Source organism: Streptomyces sp. GESEQ-35 (assembly GCF_017948485.1).
GTDB lineage: Bacteria > Actinomycetota > Actinomycetes > Streptomycetales > Streptomycetaceae > Streptomyces.
Genome location: NZ_JAFFSX010000006.1, coordinates 61,965 through 78,530 on the forward strand (window position 1 = coordinate 61,965; position 16,566 = coordinate 78,530).

Consider the following 16,566-nt stretch of genomic DNA (forward strand, 5'->3'; position numbering starts at 1 on the left):
GCCCGGGGGGTTTGTGACGGTACTGGTGCACAGCGAATTCGTCGAGAGCCCTGGTCTCCCAAGGGTCTTGCCGGACAGAGCTGCTGACTGTGAGTGAAATATGATTGTTCGCGTCGTATGGGTGACCAACGCGGCGTACGGGTGAACAGAGGCAGTCTCATTGGTGTGATGTTCGGTCGGTACGATGCGGCCGCTCAACGTCGCACGCAACACGGGGGATCACGGGTGTTCGGAATCGTCAGGCCCTGCCGGCATCGGCTCGGCGAAGGCCTCAAAACCCAGTGGATGGCGCATTTGTGCGGTCTGTGCCTCGCGCTGCGCAGGGACCACGGCCAGTTCGCCCGGGTCGTGACCAACTACGACGGGCTGCTCATCTCGGTTCTGACGGAGGCTCAGACCGGCCGGGACGCCGGCGGAAGACGTACGGCGGGACCCTGCCCGTTGCGCGGGATGCGCACCGCGTCCGTCGCGCACGGCGAGGGTGCCCGGCTCGCGGCCGCCGTCTCACTGGTGCTGGCCTCGGCCAAGGTGCGCGACCATGTCGCCGACGGGGACGGGCTGCTGGCCCGCAGACCGGTCGCGCTCGCCGCCCGCCGGGTCGCCGCGGGCTGGGGACGCGCGGGCGCCCGTGGCGGATCCGAGGTCGGGTTCGACACCGCCGTACTCGTCGACGCCGTGGACCGGCAGATCGGCATCGAGACCCTTGCGGGGCCGGACACGCCCCTCCTGACCGTCACCGAGCCGACCGAGACCGCCACCGCCGCGGCCTTCGCGCACACCGCGATCCTCGCCGGACGGCCGGGCAACGCCGAGCCGCTCGCCGAGGCCGGGCGCCTCTTCGGACGGCTCGCGCACCTCCTGGACGCCGTGGAGGACAGGGAAACCGACGCCGCATCAGGTGCCTGGAATCCCCTCACCGCGACCGGCACCTCGCTCACGGAGGCCCGGCGGCTCGCCGAGGACGCCCTGCACGGGATACGGCTCGCGCTGCGGGAGGTGCAGTTCGACGAGGGCAAGCTCGCGCACCGGCTGCTCGTGCACGAGTTGCGCAGCTCCGTCGACCGTGCCTTCGGCGCCGTCTCCTGCGCGCACATGGCAGGCCCGTACGCCCCGCCCGGCGGCCCGCAGTTGCCGCCGGAGCCGCCGCGCCGCGACCGGCGCGGACTGCTCGCGGGGTGTGCCGTCTGGGTGGGGCTGGCCTGTACGTGCCAGATGTGCTGCGGCACGTACGAGGACCCCTGGTCCCGGGAGCGCCGGGAGGGAATGTGCAACGGCTGCTGCGATTGCTGTGACTGCTGCGGGAACTGCTGTGACGGCTGCGATTGCTGCGACTGTGGCTGCGACTGTTGAGTGAGGGGAGGGCGCGCGTGAAGGCGAAGAAGAAGGAACGCGAAAGGCGCCCCGAAGAAGGGGAGCGCGCAGTGGGTCAGCTCAACAGGACGAGGACCACACTCGACCGAAGTCGATGTGGGAGCGCTTGACCAGCCACTGCTGCGGATGCATGGGCCAAGTGGAACAGGCATTCGGTGGGGCGTCAACCGATATGAGACGTGCGGCTCACAGTATGGACGCCCTTGACAGCAAGCGGAAACGGACCCGTAGTCTCGATGGGCGGCCCTGCTGAGGGGCTCGGCCGTACCGCGCCCTCGGCGCGTTGAAGGCATCACCGTGTTCGACCCATCGCGTCACGGAGCCTTCGCATGCCCTCCCACACCATCACCCTGACCAACCGTCCGCCGACGCCCGCCCTGGTGATCGTCGGGGCCGGGCCGCGGGGGACCGGTCTCATCGAGCGGATCGCCGCCAACGCGCCCGAGCTGTACGCCGGTTCGGGCCTCGACATCCACCTCGTCGACCCGCATCCACCGGGCGCCGGACGCATCTGGCGCGCGACGCAGTCACCGCTGCTGTGGATGAACTCGCACGCCGAGGACGTCACCATGTTCACCGACGAGACGGTGCACATGGCCGGGCCCGTGCGCCCCGGCCCGACCCTGCACGAGTGGGCCGGGATCGACGGCCGTACCTTCGCGGACCGGCGGCTTCAGGGCGCGTATCTGCGCTGGGTCCACGAACAGGCCGTGGCCGCGCTGCCCGAGGGCGTCCGGGTCCATCACCATCCGCGGCGCGCCCTGCGTGTCGGTGGTCCGCGCGACGGCCGCCGGCAGGTCTGGCTGGAGGGCCGCCCGCGCCCGCTCCTCGCCGACCTGGTCGTGCTCGCCCTCGGCCATCTGGACGCCGAACTCGACGACGAACAACGTGAGTTGGCGGCGTACGCACGCGCCCACGACCTCGTCCATCTCGCACCGGACTTCACCGCCGACAGCGACCTGTCCCCGCTCGCGCCCGGCGAACCCGTCCTGGTCCGCGGCTTCGGGCTCGCCTTCGTCGACCTGATGGTGCTGCTGACGGAGGGCAGGGGCGGCCGGTACGAGGGGGACACCTACGTTCCCTCGGGACGGGAGCCGGTGCTGTACGTCGGCTCGCGGCGCGGGGTGCCGTACCACTCGAAGATCGGTTACGACTGGACCGGTGAACGGCCGCCGCTGCCACGGTTCCTGGGGCCCGCCGAGATCGACGGACTGCTCGCCGGGGCTCAGGGCTTCAACTTCCGGCGGGACGTGTGGCCGCTGGTGGAGAAGGAGCTCGGCTTCGCGCACTACCACCGGCTGTTCACCGTCCACCCGGAGCGGACGGACATGGCCTGGGCCGACTTCGAGGAGAAGTACGCGGTGGCGAGCGGCCAGGACATCCAGGCCCTGGTGGCCTCCGCCGTGCCCGACCCGGCGGACCGACTCGACCTCGCCGCGCTCGACCGCCCCCTGGACGGGGTGCGATACGGCTCGTACGAGGAATTCCAGGAAGGGCTGCGCGGCTATGTCGAGCGGGATCTGGTCAGACGTCATGACCCCGAGCACAGCCCGGACCTGGCGGTCTTCCTCGGACTGCTCTCCGTCTACGGCCAGTTGATCCGGCTGGGGGACATCGGCCCCTGGTGGCACGGCTTCTTCAGCTATCTGGCCTCCGGGCCGCCCGGGCCCCGGCTGCGGCAGCTGCTCGCCCTGTCCCGTGCCGGTGTCGTGAAGTTCGTCGGCGCGGACATGTCCGTCGCCGCCGAGGACGGGGTGTTCCGGGCGTTGAGTGCCACCGTGCCGGGGGCTTCCGTCGAGGCGCGGGCGCTGGTCGAGGCGCGGCTGCCCGAACCCACGGTCGGGCGGGCCCGCGATCCCTTGCTGCGGGAGCTGCACGCCGCCGAGACCCCGGCAGGTCTGCTCCGGGTGGATCCCGGCGACGGGCGGGTCCTCGACCGGGCAGGCCGGCCGCATCCCCGGCTCTTCGCACTCGGCCCCTTCACCGACGCCCGTACGCCCGGAGCCTTCACCCGGCCGCGCACCGGCGGTCCCGCGTTCCGGCAGAACGACGCGACGGCGCGGGCCGTCCTCGACTTTCTGCGGTCGCTCCGTTCCCGCGCGGCCGCCTGACCCACCCGCCACGTCAGACTTTCGTGGGGGTCCGGGGGTTATCCCCCGGGAAGACACAGCACCCGGCACGGCACCCTTGACGCCGGCCGCGCGTTCTACGCCGACGTCAAGCGACGCCTGGTGGCATACGGTCGCACGCCCGACGACCTCAGGATCATGCCCGGCGTCACCGTCGTCCTCGGCGACACCGCGGCCGACGCACAGGAGAAGGCCGCCGAGATACGACGGCAGCAGGTCTCCCCGCAGAACGCGATCCTCACCGTGGAGCAGATCTGGGGCGTCGACCTCTCCTCCTACGACCCGGACGGCCCCCTCCCCGACCTCGACCCGGTACCGGACCCGCAGCTCACCCTGGGGCGCACCGGGCGCGGCGACACCGTCGCGATCGCCGAGAAGTGGCGGGCGCTGTCCCGGGAGAAGGGGCTGTCCATCCGGCAGACCGTGATCGAGGCGAGTGGCCGGCAGTCCTTCATCGGCACCCCCGAGGCGGTCGCCGCCGAGCTCGAGACGTTCGTCGAACAGGGTGCCGCCGACGGATTCATCCTCGTACCGCATCTGACCCCGGGCGGACTGGACGAGTTCGTGGACCGGGTGGTGCCGCTGCTCCAGGAGCGTGGCGCGTTCCGTACGGAATACGAGGGCGCGACCCTACGCTCACACCTCGGGCTGTCCGATCCGGTACGGAAGGGTTGATCACGTGAGCGCCGACGCATCCGAGGACTGGAAGCACTGGCACGAGCGCCGGGTCGCCACGGTGTCCGCACCCTGCGGACCGCTCGCGCTGACCGGCACCCTCCCCCAGTGCCTGAACAGCCTGGGGGCACCCCCAGGCTGGAGGACTATCCGGACGGGCGAATTCCGGCCACCCCCGGAACCTGGGCGGCGGCCCAGGGCGACGGAGTCGTCCTGACGGCGGTCGAGACGGACGGTCTGACCGTGGACGGGCGGCCCTTCGCCGGCGAGGTGAAGCTGGCCGCGGACCCGGGGCCGGCGAGCGCGGCCCGGGTGGCGCACGGGGAGCGCCGGCTGGTTGTGCTGGTGCGCGAAGGGGCGTGGGGCGTGCGGGACTTCGACCCCGCCTCCGAGGCCCGGCGGGAGTTCCGGGGCATCGAGGCCACGCCGTACGATCCGCGCTGGTCGGTGCCGGGGCGCTTCACGTCGTACGACTCGGGGCGCAGGGTGGTTGTCGACAACGCAGATGGACGGCAGCGGGGGCTCGGGCTCGGCGGGGAGCTGGCGTTCACCCTCGGCGGGCAGGAGCTGACGCTTCAGGTGAGCGTCGAGGCGGACGGTTCGCTGTGGGCGGTTTTCGGCGATGATACGGGCGGGCGCGGCAGTTACCGTTTCCGCTTCCTGCGCCCGGCCGCGCCCGACGCCGAGGGCCGTACGACGGTCGACTTCAACCGTGCGCTGCTGCCGCCCTGCGCCTTCGCCGACCACTTCATCTGCCCCTTCCCGCCGCCGGGGAACACACTGGGCGTCGCCGTCGCGGCGGGGGAGCGCAACCTGCTCTGAGCGGGGGCGAAGGGGCAACTCGCACAGTTGGTTCAAAGATTGACGGCCGAAAGGCGCCCTTGCGGCTACCGGTCGTTCGGCCGAATACTCCCCCTCAGCGCTTGTCAGGGGCACGGCGTGTCCGGAATCCGGACATTCGACCCACTGGCTGCGCCTCACGGGCCCCGACCCCACGCGGGCCCCCGACTTCCCATGTGGAGGAACGAAGTGAGGATCAAGCGCACCACCCCCCGCAGCGGCATTGCGAGACGGACCCGGCTGATCGCCGTCAGCACCGGACTCGTGGCCGCGGCCGCGATCGCGATCCCCAACGCGAACGCCGCAGACCCCGCCACGTTCAGCGCCACCCAGCTCAAGAGCGCCGGCAGCTCGGTGCTCAAGGCCGATGTCCCGGGCACCGCCTGGGCCGTCGACGCGAAGACCAACCGGGTCGTCGTCACCGTCGACAGCACGGTCTCCACGGCCGAGATAGCCAAGATCAAGCAGCAGGCCGGCACCAACGCCTCCGCGCTCACGATCAAGCACACCGCGGGCAAGTTCCAGAAGCTCATCCAAGGCGGCGACGCCATCTATGCGAGTAGCTGGCGCTGCTCCCTCGGCTTCAACGTCCAGAACAGCAGCGGTACCCAGTACTTCCTGACCGCCGGTCACTGCACCGACGGCGCCGGCACCTGGTGGTCCAACTCGGGTCACACCACGGTCATCGGCTCGACCGCCGGCTCCAGCTTCCCGGGCAACGACTACGGCATCGTGCAGTACTCCGGGTCCGTCAGCCGGCCCGGCACCGCCAACGGCGTGGACATCACCCGCGCGGCCACACCGAGCGTGGGCACCACCGTCATCCGCGACGGTTCCACCACCGGTACGCACAGCGGCCGGGTCACCGCTCTCAACGTGAGCGTCAACTACGGCGGCGGCGACGTCGTCGGCGGTCTGATCCAGACCACCGTCTGCGCCGAGCCCGGCGACTCCGGCGGTTCGCTCTACGGCAGCAACGGCACCGCGTACGGTCTGACCTCCGGCGGCAGCGGCAACTGCTCCTCCGGTGGCACGACCTTCTTCCAGCCGGTCACGGAGGCCCTGGCCGCCTACGGCGTCAGCGTCTACTAGGCCGTTCAGCGGTATTGCGCAGCCGATCCGCACCAACGGCACCCGCACGGCCTGACCTGTAGCCAGCAGCAGGTGAGCCCTCGCACGCATCCGCGTGCGGGGGCTCACTGTTGACGTGGCCGGCAAGCCGAGCCGGCAGGTGCTCTGTCGGCTCGGCTGAGGGGCATGAGCCAATCGCCGTCGTGCCCTGTTGCCGAGCAGCAGAAGCCGCCGGCCCGCGTGGCACGTTGGGGTGCGCCGGGCGCTCGCCGACCGAGGACTGGTCCAGGGCCTCATGACCCGGATCGAGCGGCCCGGGTCATGAGGCCCTGGACTCCGGTGTGGCGCACAGCCAGTCCAGTACGGCGGGCAGCGCCTGAAGCGCCCCGAAGTGGCCGGCGTCCGGCTCCAGGACGGGGCGGGCCCGGGGGATGCGGTCCGCGAGCCACTTGAAGTGGCCCACCGGGGAGAAGGTGTCCTCGGCGCCGTGCCACAGCAGCACCGGCCGGGTGATGACCGCCGGGTCGAAGCCCCAGTTGCTGAGCAGGGCGAGGTCGTCGTCGAGCCAGCCGTACGCCGAAACGCGCAGCGACTCGCGGTAGTTGCGCAGCAGCATGTCGCTGACGGCCGGGTCGGAGATGATCCGCCGGTCGGAGTCGGTGAGCCCGTCACGGATGGACACCAGCAGCTGTGCCGGATCGCTGCGGATGGCGGCGGCGCGGGCGGACAACCGGTCGGCGAAGTCCAGCGGGTCGGTGAGTGCCTGGGTGAACTCCTCGACGTTCGAGCGGGCCATGCCCTCGAACCAGCTCAGCCCCACGGCGTCCGGCGGCGCGGGAGACACCAGCGCCGCCGCCCGCCGCACCCGCGCCGGCAGCAGCGCGGCACAGGCCAGCGCGTGCGGGGCGCCGCCCGAGCGGCCGAGGACGGTGAACCGGTCGAGCCCGAGGGCGTCGGCCAGCTCGGCCACGTCCCGGGCGGCGTCGGCCACCCGGCGTCCCGGTCGGCGGTCCGAACTGCCGTAGCCGGGACGGTCGTAGGAGATGAACCGCACGCCGGGGCGCGCGGTCATGACGTCCTCCGGCACCGCGCCATGGCGGCAGCCCGGGGTGCCGTGCAGCAGCACCACCGGTGTGCCGTCCGGATCTCCCCGTTCCGCCACCGCCAGCCATCGACCGTCCCGCATCCGTACGCCGTCGACCACCTGCGTCCTCCTTCTCCCCACGCGAACGTCCCGGAGTTACCGTCGAAGTACACACCTTGTGCGCCCGATTCGGACCCTGGGGGCCGTGATGGTCGAGGAGCTGGTGGCGGCGGGCGTCTCGCTCGCGTCTGTCGGAGTGGTGTACGTGATGTCGGCGGCGCGGGTCGTCAAACAGTACGAACGCGGTGTGGTGTTCCGGCTCGGCAGGCTGACATCCAACGTGCGCGGGCCCGGGTTCACGATGATCGTTCCGTTCGTGGACAAGCTCCGCAAGGTCAACCTTCAGATCGTGACGATGCCCGTGCCCGCGCAGGAGGGCATCACCCGGGACAACGTCACGGTGCGGGTGGACGCCGTCGTCTACTTCAAGGTCGTCGACGCGTCGGACGCCATCGTGCAGGTCGAGGACTACCGCTTCGCGGTCTCGCAGATGGCGCAGACCTCGCTGCGCTCCATCATCGGCAAGAGCGATCTCGACGATCTGCTGTCCAACCGCGAAAAGCTCAATCAGGGGCTGGAGTTGATGATCGACAGCCCGGCGATGGGCTGGGGCGTGCAGATCGACCGCGTCGACATCAAGGACGTGTCGCTGCCCGAGACCATGAAGCGCTCCATGGCCCGGCAGGCGGAGGCGGACCGCGAGCGGCGGGCCCGGGTCATCAACGCCGACGCCGAACTCCAGGCGTCCAAGAAGCTCGCCGAGGCCGCCCAGCAGATGGAGGACACGCCCTCCGCCCTGCAACTGCGGCTGCTCCAGACCGTGATGGCGGTCGCCGCCGAGAAGAACTCGACGCTCGTGCTGCCCATCCCGGTGGAGTTGCTGCGCTTCCTGGAGAGGGCACCGGGACAGATGCCGGCGGCCCCGGCGGTGCCCCCTCAGCCGGTGCAGGAACAACTGCCGCCCGCCGAACCCCGCTTGGATCCGGACCCCGGAGGGTCGAATTCAAGACAGGACTAGACCTCACCGTCCGCACACCGTTTACTCGCTCGTAGTGTTTGCTGCGCGAACACGCCGGGGTGTGACTGTGCACGGTCAAGGTGAGGGGGCGTACGCCGGTTGTCGTACGCGCGTCCTGAACTAGGCCTTGTGTGCTCCCCATAAGGCTAGGAATAGTAGGCGCCGTTCAACCGGTACGGACGCGGCTCTTTTTCTTGTACGCCGTGTCCGTTTCCGCACGCCTTCCGGTTCGCGAGGCCCCCACAGCCTTTCGGACCGACCCCCCACAGGAGGACGTAAGTTGAAGCACCGACGCATACCCAAGCGGCGGGCGGCCGTGGCAGGTGCGGGCATCGCCGCACTCGTTGCCGCGGGTGTCACCTTGCAGACTGCGAACGCCAGCGAGAGCACGGAGAGCTCCGCGCCCGAGACGCTGTCGATCACGGCGGCCGGAAAGCTCGCCTCGACGCTGGGCAGTGAGCTCGGCACCGACGCGGCCGGCACCTACTACGACGCGAAGACGAAGAACCTCGTCGTCAACGTGCTCGACGAGGCCGCCGCCCAGACCGTCGAGGAGGCCGGCGCCAAGGCCAGAGTCGTGGCGAACTCCCTCGCCGAGCTCAAGAGCGCCCGGACCACCCTGAAGCAGGACGCGACCATCCCCGGCACCTCCTGGGCCACCGACCCGGCCACCAACCAGGTCGTCGTCACCGCCGACCGCACGGTCTCCACGGCCGAGCTGGCCAAGCTGACCAAGGTCGTCGACGGGCTTGGCGCCAAGGCGGAGCTCAAGCGCACCAAGGGTGAGTTCAAGCCCTTCATCGCGGGCGGCGACGCCATCACCGACGGCAGCGGTCGCTGCTCGCTCGGCTTCAACGTGGTCAAGGGCGGCGAGCCGTTCTTCCTGACCGCCGGTCACTGCACCGAGTCCATCACCACCTGGCAGGACTCGGACGGCAACGAGCTGGGCACCAACGAGGTCTCCAGCTTCCCCGACAACGACTACGGCCTGGTCAAGTACAGCGCCGACGTCGAGCACCCGAGCGAGGTCAACCTCTACAACGGCTCCTCGCAGGCCATCGCGGGCGCCTCCGAGGCGACCGTCGGCATGGAGGTCACCCGCAGCGGCTCGACGACCCAGGTGCACGACGGCACGGTCACCGGCCTGGACGCCACCGTGAACTACGGCAACGGCGACATCGTCAACGGCCTGATCCAGACCGACGTCTGCGCCGAGCCCGGTGACAGCGGCGGCTCGCTGTTCTCCGGCGACCAGGCGATCGGCCTCACCTCCGGCGGCAGTGGCGACTGCACCTCCGGCGGCGAGACCTTCTTCCAGCCGGTCACCGAGGCGCTGTCTGCCACGGGCACGGAGATCGGCTGACGGCTTTAGTACGTCCGTGAAGTCCCGCTCCTCGCGCGAGGGGCGGGACTTTCGGCTGCGGGTGCGTCGTGGCTGGTCGCGCAGTTCCCCGCGCCCCTGACGGGGCGCTGTCGCCGGACCTGCTCAGCGCTTAGGCCAGTACCACAGCGGCTCGTCCAGCGGCCCCTCGCGGCCCGCCACCTCCGTCTTCCCGAACTCCTTGACCAGCTCTATGGAGTTGACGTCCAGGCGATGACGTATCGCACCCTTGGTCAAGGCGTCGGCCAGCGGCCTTGCGTGGGTGACGACGATGATCTGGATGTCCTTCGTGGCGGTGAGGATCAGATCGGCGAGCGGGGGGATCAGGTCCGGGTGGAGGCTGGTCTCCGGCTCGTTCAGGACCAGCAGCGACGGTGGCCGCGGGGTGAGCAGGGCGGCCGCCCAGAGCAGAAAGCGCAGGGTGCCGTCGGACAGCTCGGCGGCGGTGAGCGGACGCAGGAGTCCGTGCTGGCGCAGGGCGAGTTCGAACCGGCCGCCGTGGTTCATGAGCTCGACCCGGCTGCCGGGGAAGGCCGCGTCGACCGCCTCGTCCAGTGCGTCGCGTTGACCGACCTCGCGGATCGTCTGGAGTGCCGCCGCGAGGTCGGAGCCGTCGCCGCTGAGCACCGGTGTGCGGGTGCCGATCACAGCGGCGCGGGCCGGCGCGTGGGCGTCGGTGCGGACATGGTCGTAGAACCGCCAGGACCTGATGAGCTCCCGCACCGCCAGCACGTCCGGCGCGTGCTGGGGGTCGGCCAGTTCGCCGAGCATGCTGTCGTACGGCCGCAGCGTGCCGTGTGCCCGGGACCAGCCGCCGCCCGCGCCGCGCACCTTCACGGCTGCCCCCGCGCGGTCCGAGAGCACGGCGGCGGGGCGCAGCACCGGCCCGCTCCAGATCGACTCGCGCTTGATCTCCGGGTCGAGGTCGAACATGGACGGCTCGCCTGCCGGGACCGGGTACCCGAAGTCCACCGCATACCCGAACTCGTCCCCCGCGAAGCCCAGTTGCAGGCTGACCGGGGCCGAGCGGACGGTGCCCTGCACCGGATGGCGGCCCTCGCGCACCGCACGGCTGATCTTCTCGGGTCCCGCCCACAGGACCGACGGCAGCCCGCCCTCGCGTGCGAGAGCCGCGACGGCGCCGCCGCGCGCGGCCTCGGCGAGCAGCCGCAGGGCGCGGTACAGGCTCGACTTGCCCGTGCCGTTCGCCCCCGTGACCACGTTCAGTCTGTCCAGGGGCACGATCAGGCGACGCAAGGAGCGGTAGTTCTCGACGGCGAGAGTGCGAAGCATGTGTCCAGGCTTGCAGACGGGACTGACAATGGCCCCTGGGTCAGCCTGCCGCCCGCTTCCGCCGCAACGTCGCCGCGCCCATCGTGATCACGATCCCGGCCGCCGCCCACGCCGACAGCACCAGCAGCGAGCCCGTCGTGTCATTGCCCTTGAAGTACGCGATGGAGCGCGCCACCCAGGTCCCCGCGCCCGGCGGCAGCGCCGGTCCGATCGCCTTCCAGAACGGCGGCAGCATCGGCAGCGGGAAGGCGCCGCCCGCGCTCGGGTTGCCCGCGATGACCACGAGCAGGATCGCCAGACCGATGCCGACGATCCCGAAGATGCCCTGGAGCGCGAGCGTGGCGGCCCCGACGGCGAACGTGATCAGCGCCCCGAGCCCCCACAGGGCGGCCACGCTCCCGGGCAGGGCGCCCAGGACCGGCCCGACGATGACCGCTCCGCCGAGCCCGCCGACGATCGACGCCAGTGCCATGACGAGCAGCCGGATCACCGCGCGGCGTGGGCTGGCGGGCCGGGCGCCGGAGCTGATCGCCAGGATCGAGGCGCACAGATAGCCGCCGACGCACCAGCCGACGACCAGATAGAAGGACGACAGCCCGTCGAAGTCCTCGGTCGAGGCCGGTGCCACGTCGATGGCCCTGACCGTGCGCTGCTCGGCCTTCTCCAGGGTGGTGACGATCGCCTCCAGGGTGGTGGCGAGGACGGTGCCGCCGCCGGACGCGACCAGAAGCGTGTCCGTCGTGCCCGCCGGGTTGATGATCAGGGCGCCGTCGATGTCCCGGTTCAGGACCTGATCGCGGGCCGTCGCCGCGTCGGTCACCGCGCGTGGGTCCAGGGGTGAGCCGGGCAGCCGCTCCAGCCGGGTCACCGCCTGCTCGGCCGCGACCTGGGGCGCGACGACTCCGAAGGGCACGTCCTTGGGCTTGGGGTCGTGCAGCGCGCCTACGTAGGAGGCGATGAAGAGCAGCTGAAGGGCGACCGCGCCGATCACCAGCAGCGTGGCCCGCGGGGTGACGGCGCCTTTCACCTCGGCGAGGAAGGACGTACGGGGAGCCTCGGCGTCGGCGCTCTGTGTCATGTCCCCACGGTCCGGGCCGGGCGGCGTTTCCGCAGGTGGGAAGCGTCCGAACGGATGAGAAACGGGTGTGGGGCGGATGTCGCACACACATTCGAAAATTGGTCTATGGTGGGGGTGGGGTAGCTGGGAACAGGTGTTCGAGAGTCGCTCGCGGCTCATCAGTGCGGGAGGTGCGTGTGCCGGGTTTCACGCATCTGCACACCGTCTCCGGGTTCTCCCTGCGGTACGGCGCTTCACACCCGGAGCGGCTGGCCGAGCGTGCCTCCGAACGACAGATGGACGCCCTCGCCCTCACCGACCGTGACACCCTCGCCGGCACGGTCCGCTTCGCCAAGACCTGTGCCAAGGCCGGCGTCCGCCCGCTGTTCGGCGTGAACCTGGCGGTGGAGGAGCACGAGTCCGTACGTCGACAAAAGCGCCGCACCCCGGTCCGTGGCGGTGCCTTCATCGACGAGTCGACACCCCGCGTCACCTTCCTCGCCCGGGACGGCGCCCGCGGCTGGGCCGGCCTGTGCCGTCTCGTCACCGCCGCCCACACCGCCGAGGGCACCCCGCAGCTGCCCCGGTCCGCCCAGCACGCCGACGGCCTGACCGTCCTGCTCGGCCCCGGCTCCGACGTCGGCCGCGCGCTCGCCGCGGGGCGCTCCGACCGGGCGGCGGGGCTCCTCGTCCCCTGGCGGGAGACCTACGGCGACGCCCTGCGCCTCGAAGCCGTCTGGCACGGCCGCAAGGGCACCGGCCCGGGCTCCCTACGGCTGGCCGCCCGTACCGTCGGCTTCGCCGCCGAGCAGCGGATCCGGCCCGTACTCAGCAACGCCGTCCGCTATGCCGACCCCGGCCTCGGCCCGGTCGCCGACATCCTGGACGCCGCCCGCCGTCTCGTCCCCGTCGACCCCGCCAAGGAGCTGGATTCGGGGGAGGCCTGGCTCAAGGACGCGGGCGCCATGCTGGACGCCGCCGAGCGGATCGTCGAGGCCGCGGGCTTCCGGCGCGACACCGCGCACCGTCTGCTGGAGCAGACGCAGGCCACCGCCGCCGAGTGCCTGGTCGACCCCGAGGACGACCTCGGCATCGGCACCGTCCACTTCCCCGAACCGCACCTCGTCGGCGCCGGCCGCCGCACCGCACAACGCGCGCTGGCCTCCCGGGCGGCGGCGGGCATGGTGCTGCGCGGCTACGACCACCGGCGCGCCTACTGGGAGCGGATGCATGAGGAGCTGGACATCATCGCCCACCACGGCTTCGCCTCCTACTTCCTGACGGTCGCCCAAGTCGTCGACGACGTGAAGAAGATGGGCATCCGGGTCGCCGCGCGCGGCTCCGGCGCCGGCTCCCTCGTCAACCACCTCCTCGGCATCGCCCACGCCGACCCCGTCGAGCACGGGCTGCTGATGGAGCGCTTCCTGTCCAAGCGCCGTCCGGTGCTGCCCGACATCGACATCGACGTGGAGTCCGCGCGCCGGCTGGAGGTCTACCGCGAGATCATCGGCCGGTTCGGCACCGAGCGGGTCGCGACCGTCTCCATGCCGGAGACCTACCGCGTCCGGCACGCGATCCGGGACGTCGGCGCCGCCCTGTCCATGGACCCGGCCGACATCGACCGCATCGCCAAGTCCTTCCCGCACATCCGCGCGCGGGACGCCCGCGCGGCACTGGAGGAGCTGCCCGAACTACGCCGACTCGCCGGTGAGAAGGAGAAGTACGGCAAGCTCTGGGAGCTGACCGAGGCCCTCGACGCCCTCCCGCGCGGGGTCGCCATGCACCCCTGCGGAGTGCTCCTCTCCGACGCGTCCCTGCTGAGTCGTACGCCGGTCATGCCGACCAGCGGCGAGGGCTTCCCCATGTCGCAGTTCGACAAGGAGGACGTCGAGGACCTCGGACTGCTCAAGCTGGATGTGCTCGGCGTGCGGATGCAGTCGGCGATGGCGCACGCGGTCGCGGAGGTGGAGCGGACGACGGGGGAGCGGCTCGACCTGGACGCGCTCGATTTCGAGCGGGGAAACGGCGACCCGGCGACGTATCGACTCATCCGCTCCACCGAGACGTTGGGCTGCTTCCAGATCGAGTCGCCGGGCCAGCGGGACCTGGTCGGGAGGCTTCAACCGGCCACCTTCCACGACCTCGTCGTCGACATCTCGCTCTTCCGGCCGGGGCCGGTCGCCGCCGACATGGTGCGGCCGTTCATCGAGGCGCGGCACGGGCGGGCGCCGATCCGCTATCCGCACCGGGATCTGGAAGGGCCGCTGAAGGATACGTACGGAGTCGTCGTCTTCCACGAGCAGATCATCCACATCGTCGACATCATGACCGGCTGCGGACGGGCCGAGGCGGACCGGGTGCGGCGCGGGCTGTCCGACCCCGAGTCGCAGGGGCGGATCAAGGTGTGGTTCACCCAGCACGCGGCGGCGAAGGACTACGACGCGGAAACGATTCAGCGGACCTGGGAGATCATCGAGGCCTTCGGGTCGTACGGCTTCTGCAAGGCGCACGCCGTCGCCTTCGCCGTACCGACGTACCAGTCGGCGTGGCTGAAGGCGCATCACCCGGCGGCCTTCTATGCCGGGCTGCTCACGCATGACCCCGGGATGTATCCGAAGCGGCTGCTGCTGGCGGACGCGCGGCGGCGCGGGGTGCCGATCCTGCCGTTGGACGTGAACGGGTCGGGGGTCGCACACCGTATCGAACTGGTGTCTGAATCTGGGGCGTGGGGGCTGCGGTTGGCCCTCTCCGACGTGCACGGCATCAGCGAGGCCGAGGCGGCGCGGATCGCGGACGGGCAGCCGTACGCCTCGCTGCTGGACTTCTGGGAACGGGCGCGGCCCAGTCGTCCGCTCGCCCAAAGGCTGGCCCAGGTCGGCGCCTTGGATGCCTTCGGTGCCAACCGCCGTGATCTGCAACTGCACTTGACCGAGCTGCACCGGGGTGCCCGGGGCGCGGGCGGCGGTCAGCTCCCCCTCTCCGGCGGCCGGAAGACCGCCCCGGCCGGGCTGCCCGACCTCTCCTCGGCCGAGCGGCTCAGCGCCGAGCTGGGTGTGCTGTCCATGGACGCCTCACGCCATCTGATGGACGACCACCGGGCGTTCCTCGACGAACTGGGCGTGGTGTCCGCGCGGCGGCTGCGGGATGCCGGGCACGGGGAGACGGTGCTGGTCGCGGGCGCCAAGGCGGCCACGCAGACCCCGCCGATCCGGTCCGGCAAGCGGGTCATCTTCTCCACCCTGGACGACGGCACCGGCCTGGTCGACCTCGCCTTCTTCGACGACTCCCACGACGCCTGCGCCCACACCGTCTTCCACTCCTGGCTGCTGCTGGTGCGCGGAGTGGTGCAGCGGCGCGGCCCGCGCAGCCTCAGTGTGGTGGGCGCCGCCGCCTGGAACCTCGCCGAACTGGTCGAACTGCGCACCGAGGGCGGCCTCGACGTGGTGGCGGCCCGGCTCGCGGAGCCGGTGCCACAAGGGCACGGCGATTCCACGGGCGGACGGCGAATCCAAATGCCCACCGGATACGAAATGCACCCGTGGGCCGATCTGCGGCCGGCGGGTCAAGAGCCTTCGCAGATACGGAAGTTGTGGCACCAGAGTCCGGGGAGTGCGGGATGACCATCCTCTGCGTACGTTTCCAGCTGCCGCCGATGCACGAGGCGGCCCTGCCGGAGCTGATCGGGTTGCTCGAGGAGTTCACGCCGGTCGTCGAGGCGTTGCCGCCGGACGGGGCGCTGGCCGATCTGCGGGGCGCCGAGCGGTACTTCGGGCGCAGCGCCGTCGAACTGGCGGCGGTGATCCGCGTCCGCTCCTTGGCCCTGCACGGGGTCGACTGCGTGATCGGCGCCGGGCCCGGCCCGATGCTGGCCCGCATGGCATTGCGCGACGCCCGGCCCGGGGTGACCCATGAGCTGCCCGAAGGGCCGGACGGCATCGCCGAGCTGCCCGTCACCGCGCTCCCCGGCGTGGGCACCGCGACCGCCCGCACCCTGTGCGAGTACGGCCTCGACACCCTCGGCCTGGTCGCCGCCGCACCCCTGTCCACGCTCCAGCGTCTGGTCGGCGCGAAGACCGGCCGCGAGCTGCGGGAGAAGGCGAACGGCCTCGACCGCGGCCGGGTCGTACCGAACGCCGTCTCCCGCTCCCTCGCCGCCGAACGCCCCTTCCGGCTCGACGAGCTGGACCCCGACCGACACCGTCGTGCCCTGCTCTCGGCCGCCGGGGAACTGGGCGCCCGGCTGCGCGCCCTGGAGAAGGTCTGCGGCACCCTGACCCTCACCGTGCGCTACGCCGACCGCACCGCGACCACCCGCACCCGCACCCTCAAGGAACCCACCGCCCACTCGGCCGCCCTCACCCGGACCGCCTACGACATGTACGAGGCACTCGGTCTCCAGCGCGCCCGGGTACGGTCGATCGCCCTGCGCGCCGAGGCCCTCGGCCCCGCCGAACAGGCCTCCTACCAGCTCACCTTCGACCCGGTGGACGAGAAGGCCCGCCGTGTCGAGGAGGTGGCGGACCGCGCGCGAGCGAAATTCGGCCCGCACGCGGTGAAGCCGGGGACGCTGGCGGCGTAACCCTCCTC

General features: G+C 71.4%; 10 protein-coding genes and 2 pseudogenes. 9 read left to right on the top strand and 3 right to left on the bottom strand.

The features are described from left to right. The first annotated feature begins 225 nt into the window (after window positions 1–225). The 5 genes and pseudogenes from KCH87_RS13995 to KCH87_RS14015 all read left to right on the top strand — a co-directional run bounded on the left by KCH87_RS13995 (window position 226) and on the right by KCH87_RS14015 (window position 6,107). Window positions 226–1,350 (top strand): DUF5685 family protein, encoded by a 1,125-nt coding sequence (locus KCH87_RS13995; protein ID WP_210586381.1) that lies wholly within the window; start codon window positions 226–228, stop codon window positions 1,348–1,350. 350 nt (window positions 1,351–1,700) lie between these two features. After that, the gene (locus tag KCH87_RS14000) at window positions 1,701–3,482 is read left to right on the top strand and encodes an FAD/NAD(P)-binding domain-containing protein (protein WP_210586382.1); all 1,782 of its coding nucleotides are present in this window, start codon (window positions 1,701–1,703) and stop codon (window positions 3,480–3,482) included. A 60-nt stretch (window positions 3,483–3,542) separates the two neighbouring features. Then, a pseudogene (locus KCH87_RS14005) lies at window positions 3,543–4,175 on the top strand (LLM class flavin-dependent oxidoreductase); the annotation flags it as partial. 4 nt (window positions 4,176–4,179) lie between these two features. Then, window positions 4,180–4,997: pseudogene (locus KCH87_RS14010) on the top strand (DUF1684 domain-containing protein). A gap of 207 nt (window positions 4,998–5,204) precedes the next feature. Then, window positions 5,205–6,107 carry a S1 family peptidase gene (locus tag KCH87_RS14015; RefSeq protein WP_210586383.1) on the top strand — a complete coding sequence of 301 codons (903 nt, stop codon included), beginning with the start codon at window positions 5,205–5,207 and terminating at the stop codon, window positions 6,105–6,107. Window positions 6,108–6,405: 298 nt separating this feature from the next. Here the strand turns inward: KCH87_RS14015 and KCH87_RS14020 are convergent, their stop codons facing one another. Next, window positions 6,406–7,290 carry an alpha/beta hydrolase gene (locus KCH87_RS14020; RefSeq protein ID WP_308298829.1) on the bottom strand — a complete coding sequence of 295 codons (885 nt, stop codon included), beginning with the start codon at window positions 7,288–7,290 and terminating at the stop codon, window positions 6,406–6,408. 88 nt (window positions 7,291–7,378) lie between these two features. Between KCH87_RS14020 and KCH87_RS14025 the strand changes: the two genes are divergently transcribed. Then, a complete protein-coding gene (locus tag KCH87_RS14025) occupies window positions 7,379–8,248 on the top strand; it encodes a slipin family protein (RefSeq protein WP_210586657.1) in 870 nt (289 codons plus the stop codon). 280 nt (window positions 8,249–8,528) lie between these two features. Beyond that, complete coding sequence (locus tag KCH87_RS14030; protein WP_210586384.1) at window positions 8,529–9,611, top strand: S1 family peptidase; 1,083 nt, start codon at window positions 8,529–8,531, stop codon at window positions 9,609–9,611. Window positions 9,612–9,734: 123 nt separating this feature from the next. On the opposite strand, the gene KCH87_RS14035 is transcribed toward KCH87_RS14030, so the two are convergent. Both KCH87_RS14035 and KCH87_RS14040 read right to left on the bottom strand, forming a co-directional pair. After that, window positions 9,735–10,922, bottom strand: a complete 1,188-nt coding sequence (locus KCH87_RS14035; protein WP_210586385.1) for an AAA family ATPase — start codon at window positions 10,920–10,922, stop codon at window positions 9,735–9,737. A gap of 40 nt (window positions 10,923–10,962) precedes the next feature. Then, on the bottom strand, window positions 10,963–12,000 hold the full coding sequence (locus KCH87_RS14040; RefSeq protein WP_210586386.1) for a DUF3533 domain-containing protein: 1,038 nt from the start codon (window positions 11,998–12,000) through the stop codon (window positions 10,963–10,965). Window positions 12,001–12,176: 176 nt separating this feature from the next. Between KCH87_RS14040 and KCH87_RS14045 the strand changes: the two genes are divergently transcribed. Further along, window positions 12,177–15,599 carry a DNA polymerase III subunit alpha gene (locus tag KCH87_RS14045; RefSeq protein WP_210586387.1) on the top strand — a complete coding sequence of 1,141 codons (3,423 nt, stop codon included), beginning with the start codon at window positions 12,177–12,179 and terminating at the stop codon, window positions 15,597–15,599. Beyond that, window positions 15,596–16,558: a hypothetical protein gene (locus KCH87_RS14050; RefSeq protein WP_210586388.1), complete on the top strand. Its 963-nt coding sequence runs from the start codon at window positions 15,596–15,598 to the stop codon at window positions 16,556–16,558. Before KCH87_RS14045 ends, KCH87_RS14050 begins: the two co-directional genes overlap by 4 nt. Window positions 16,559–16,566: the final 8 nt, after the last annotated feature.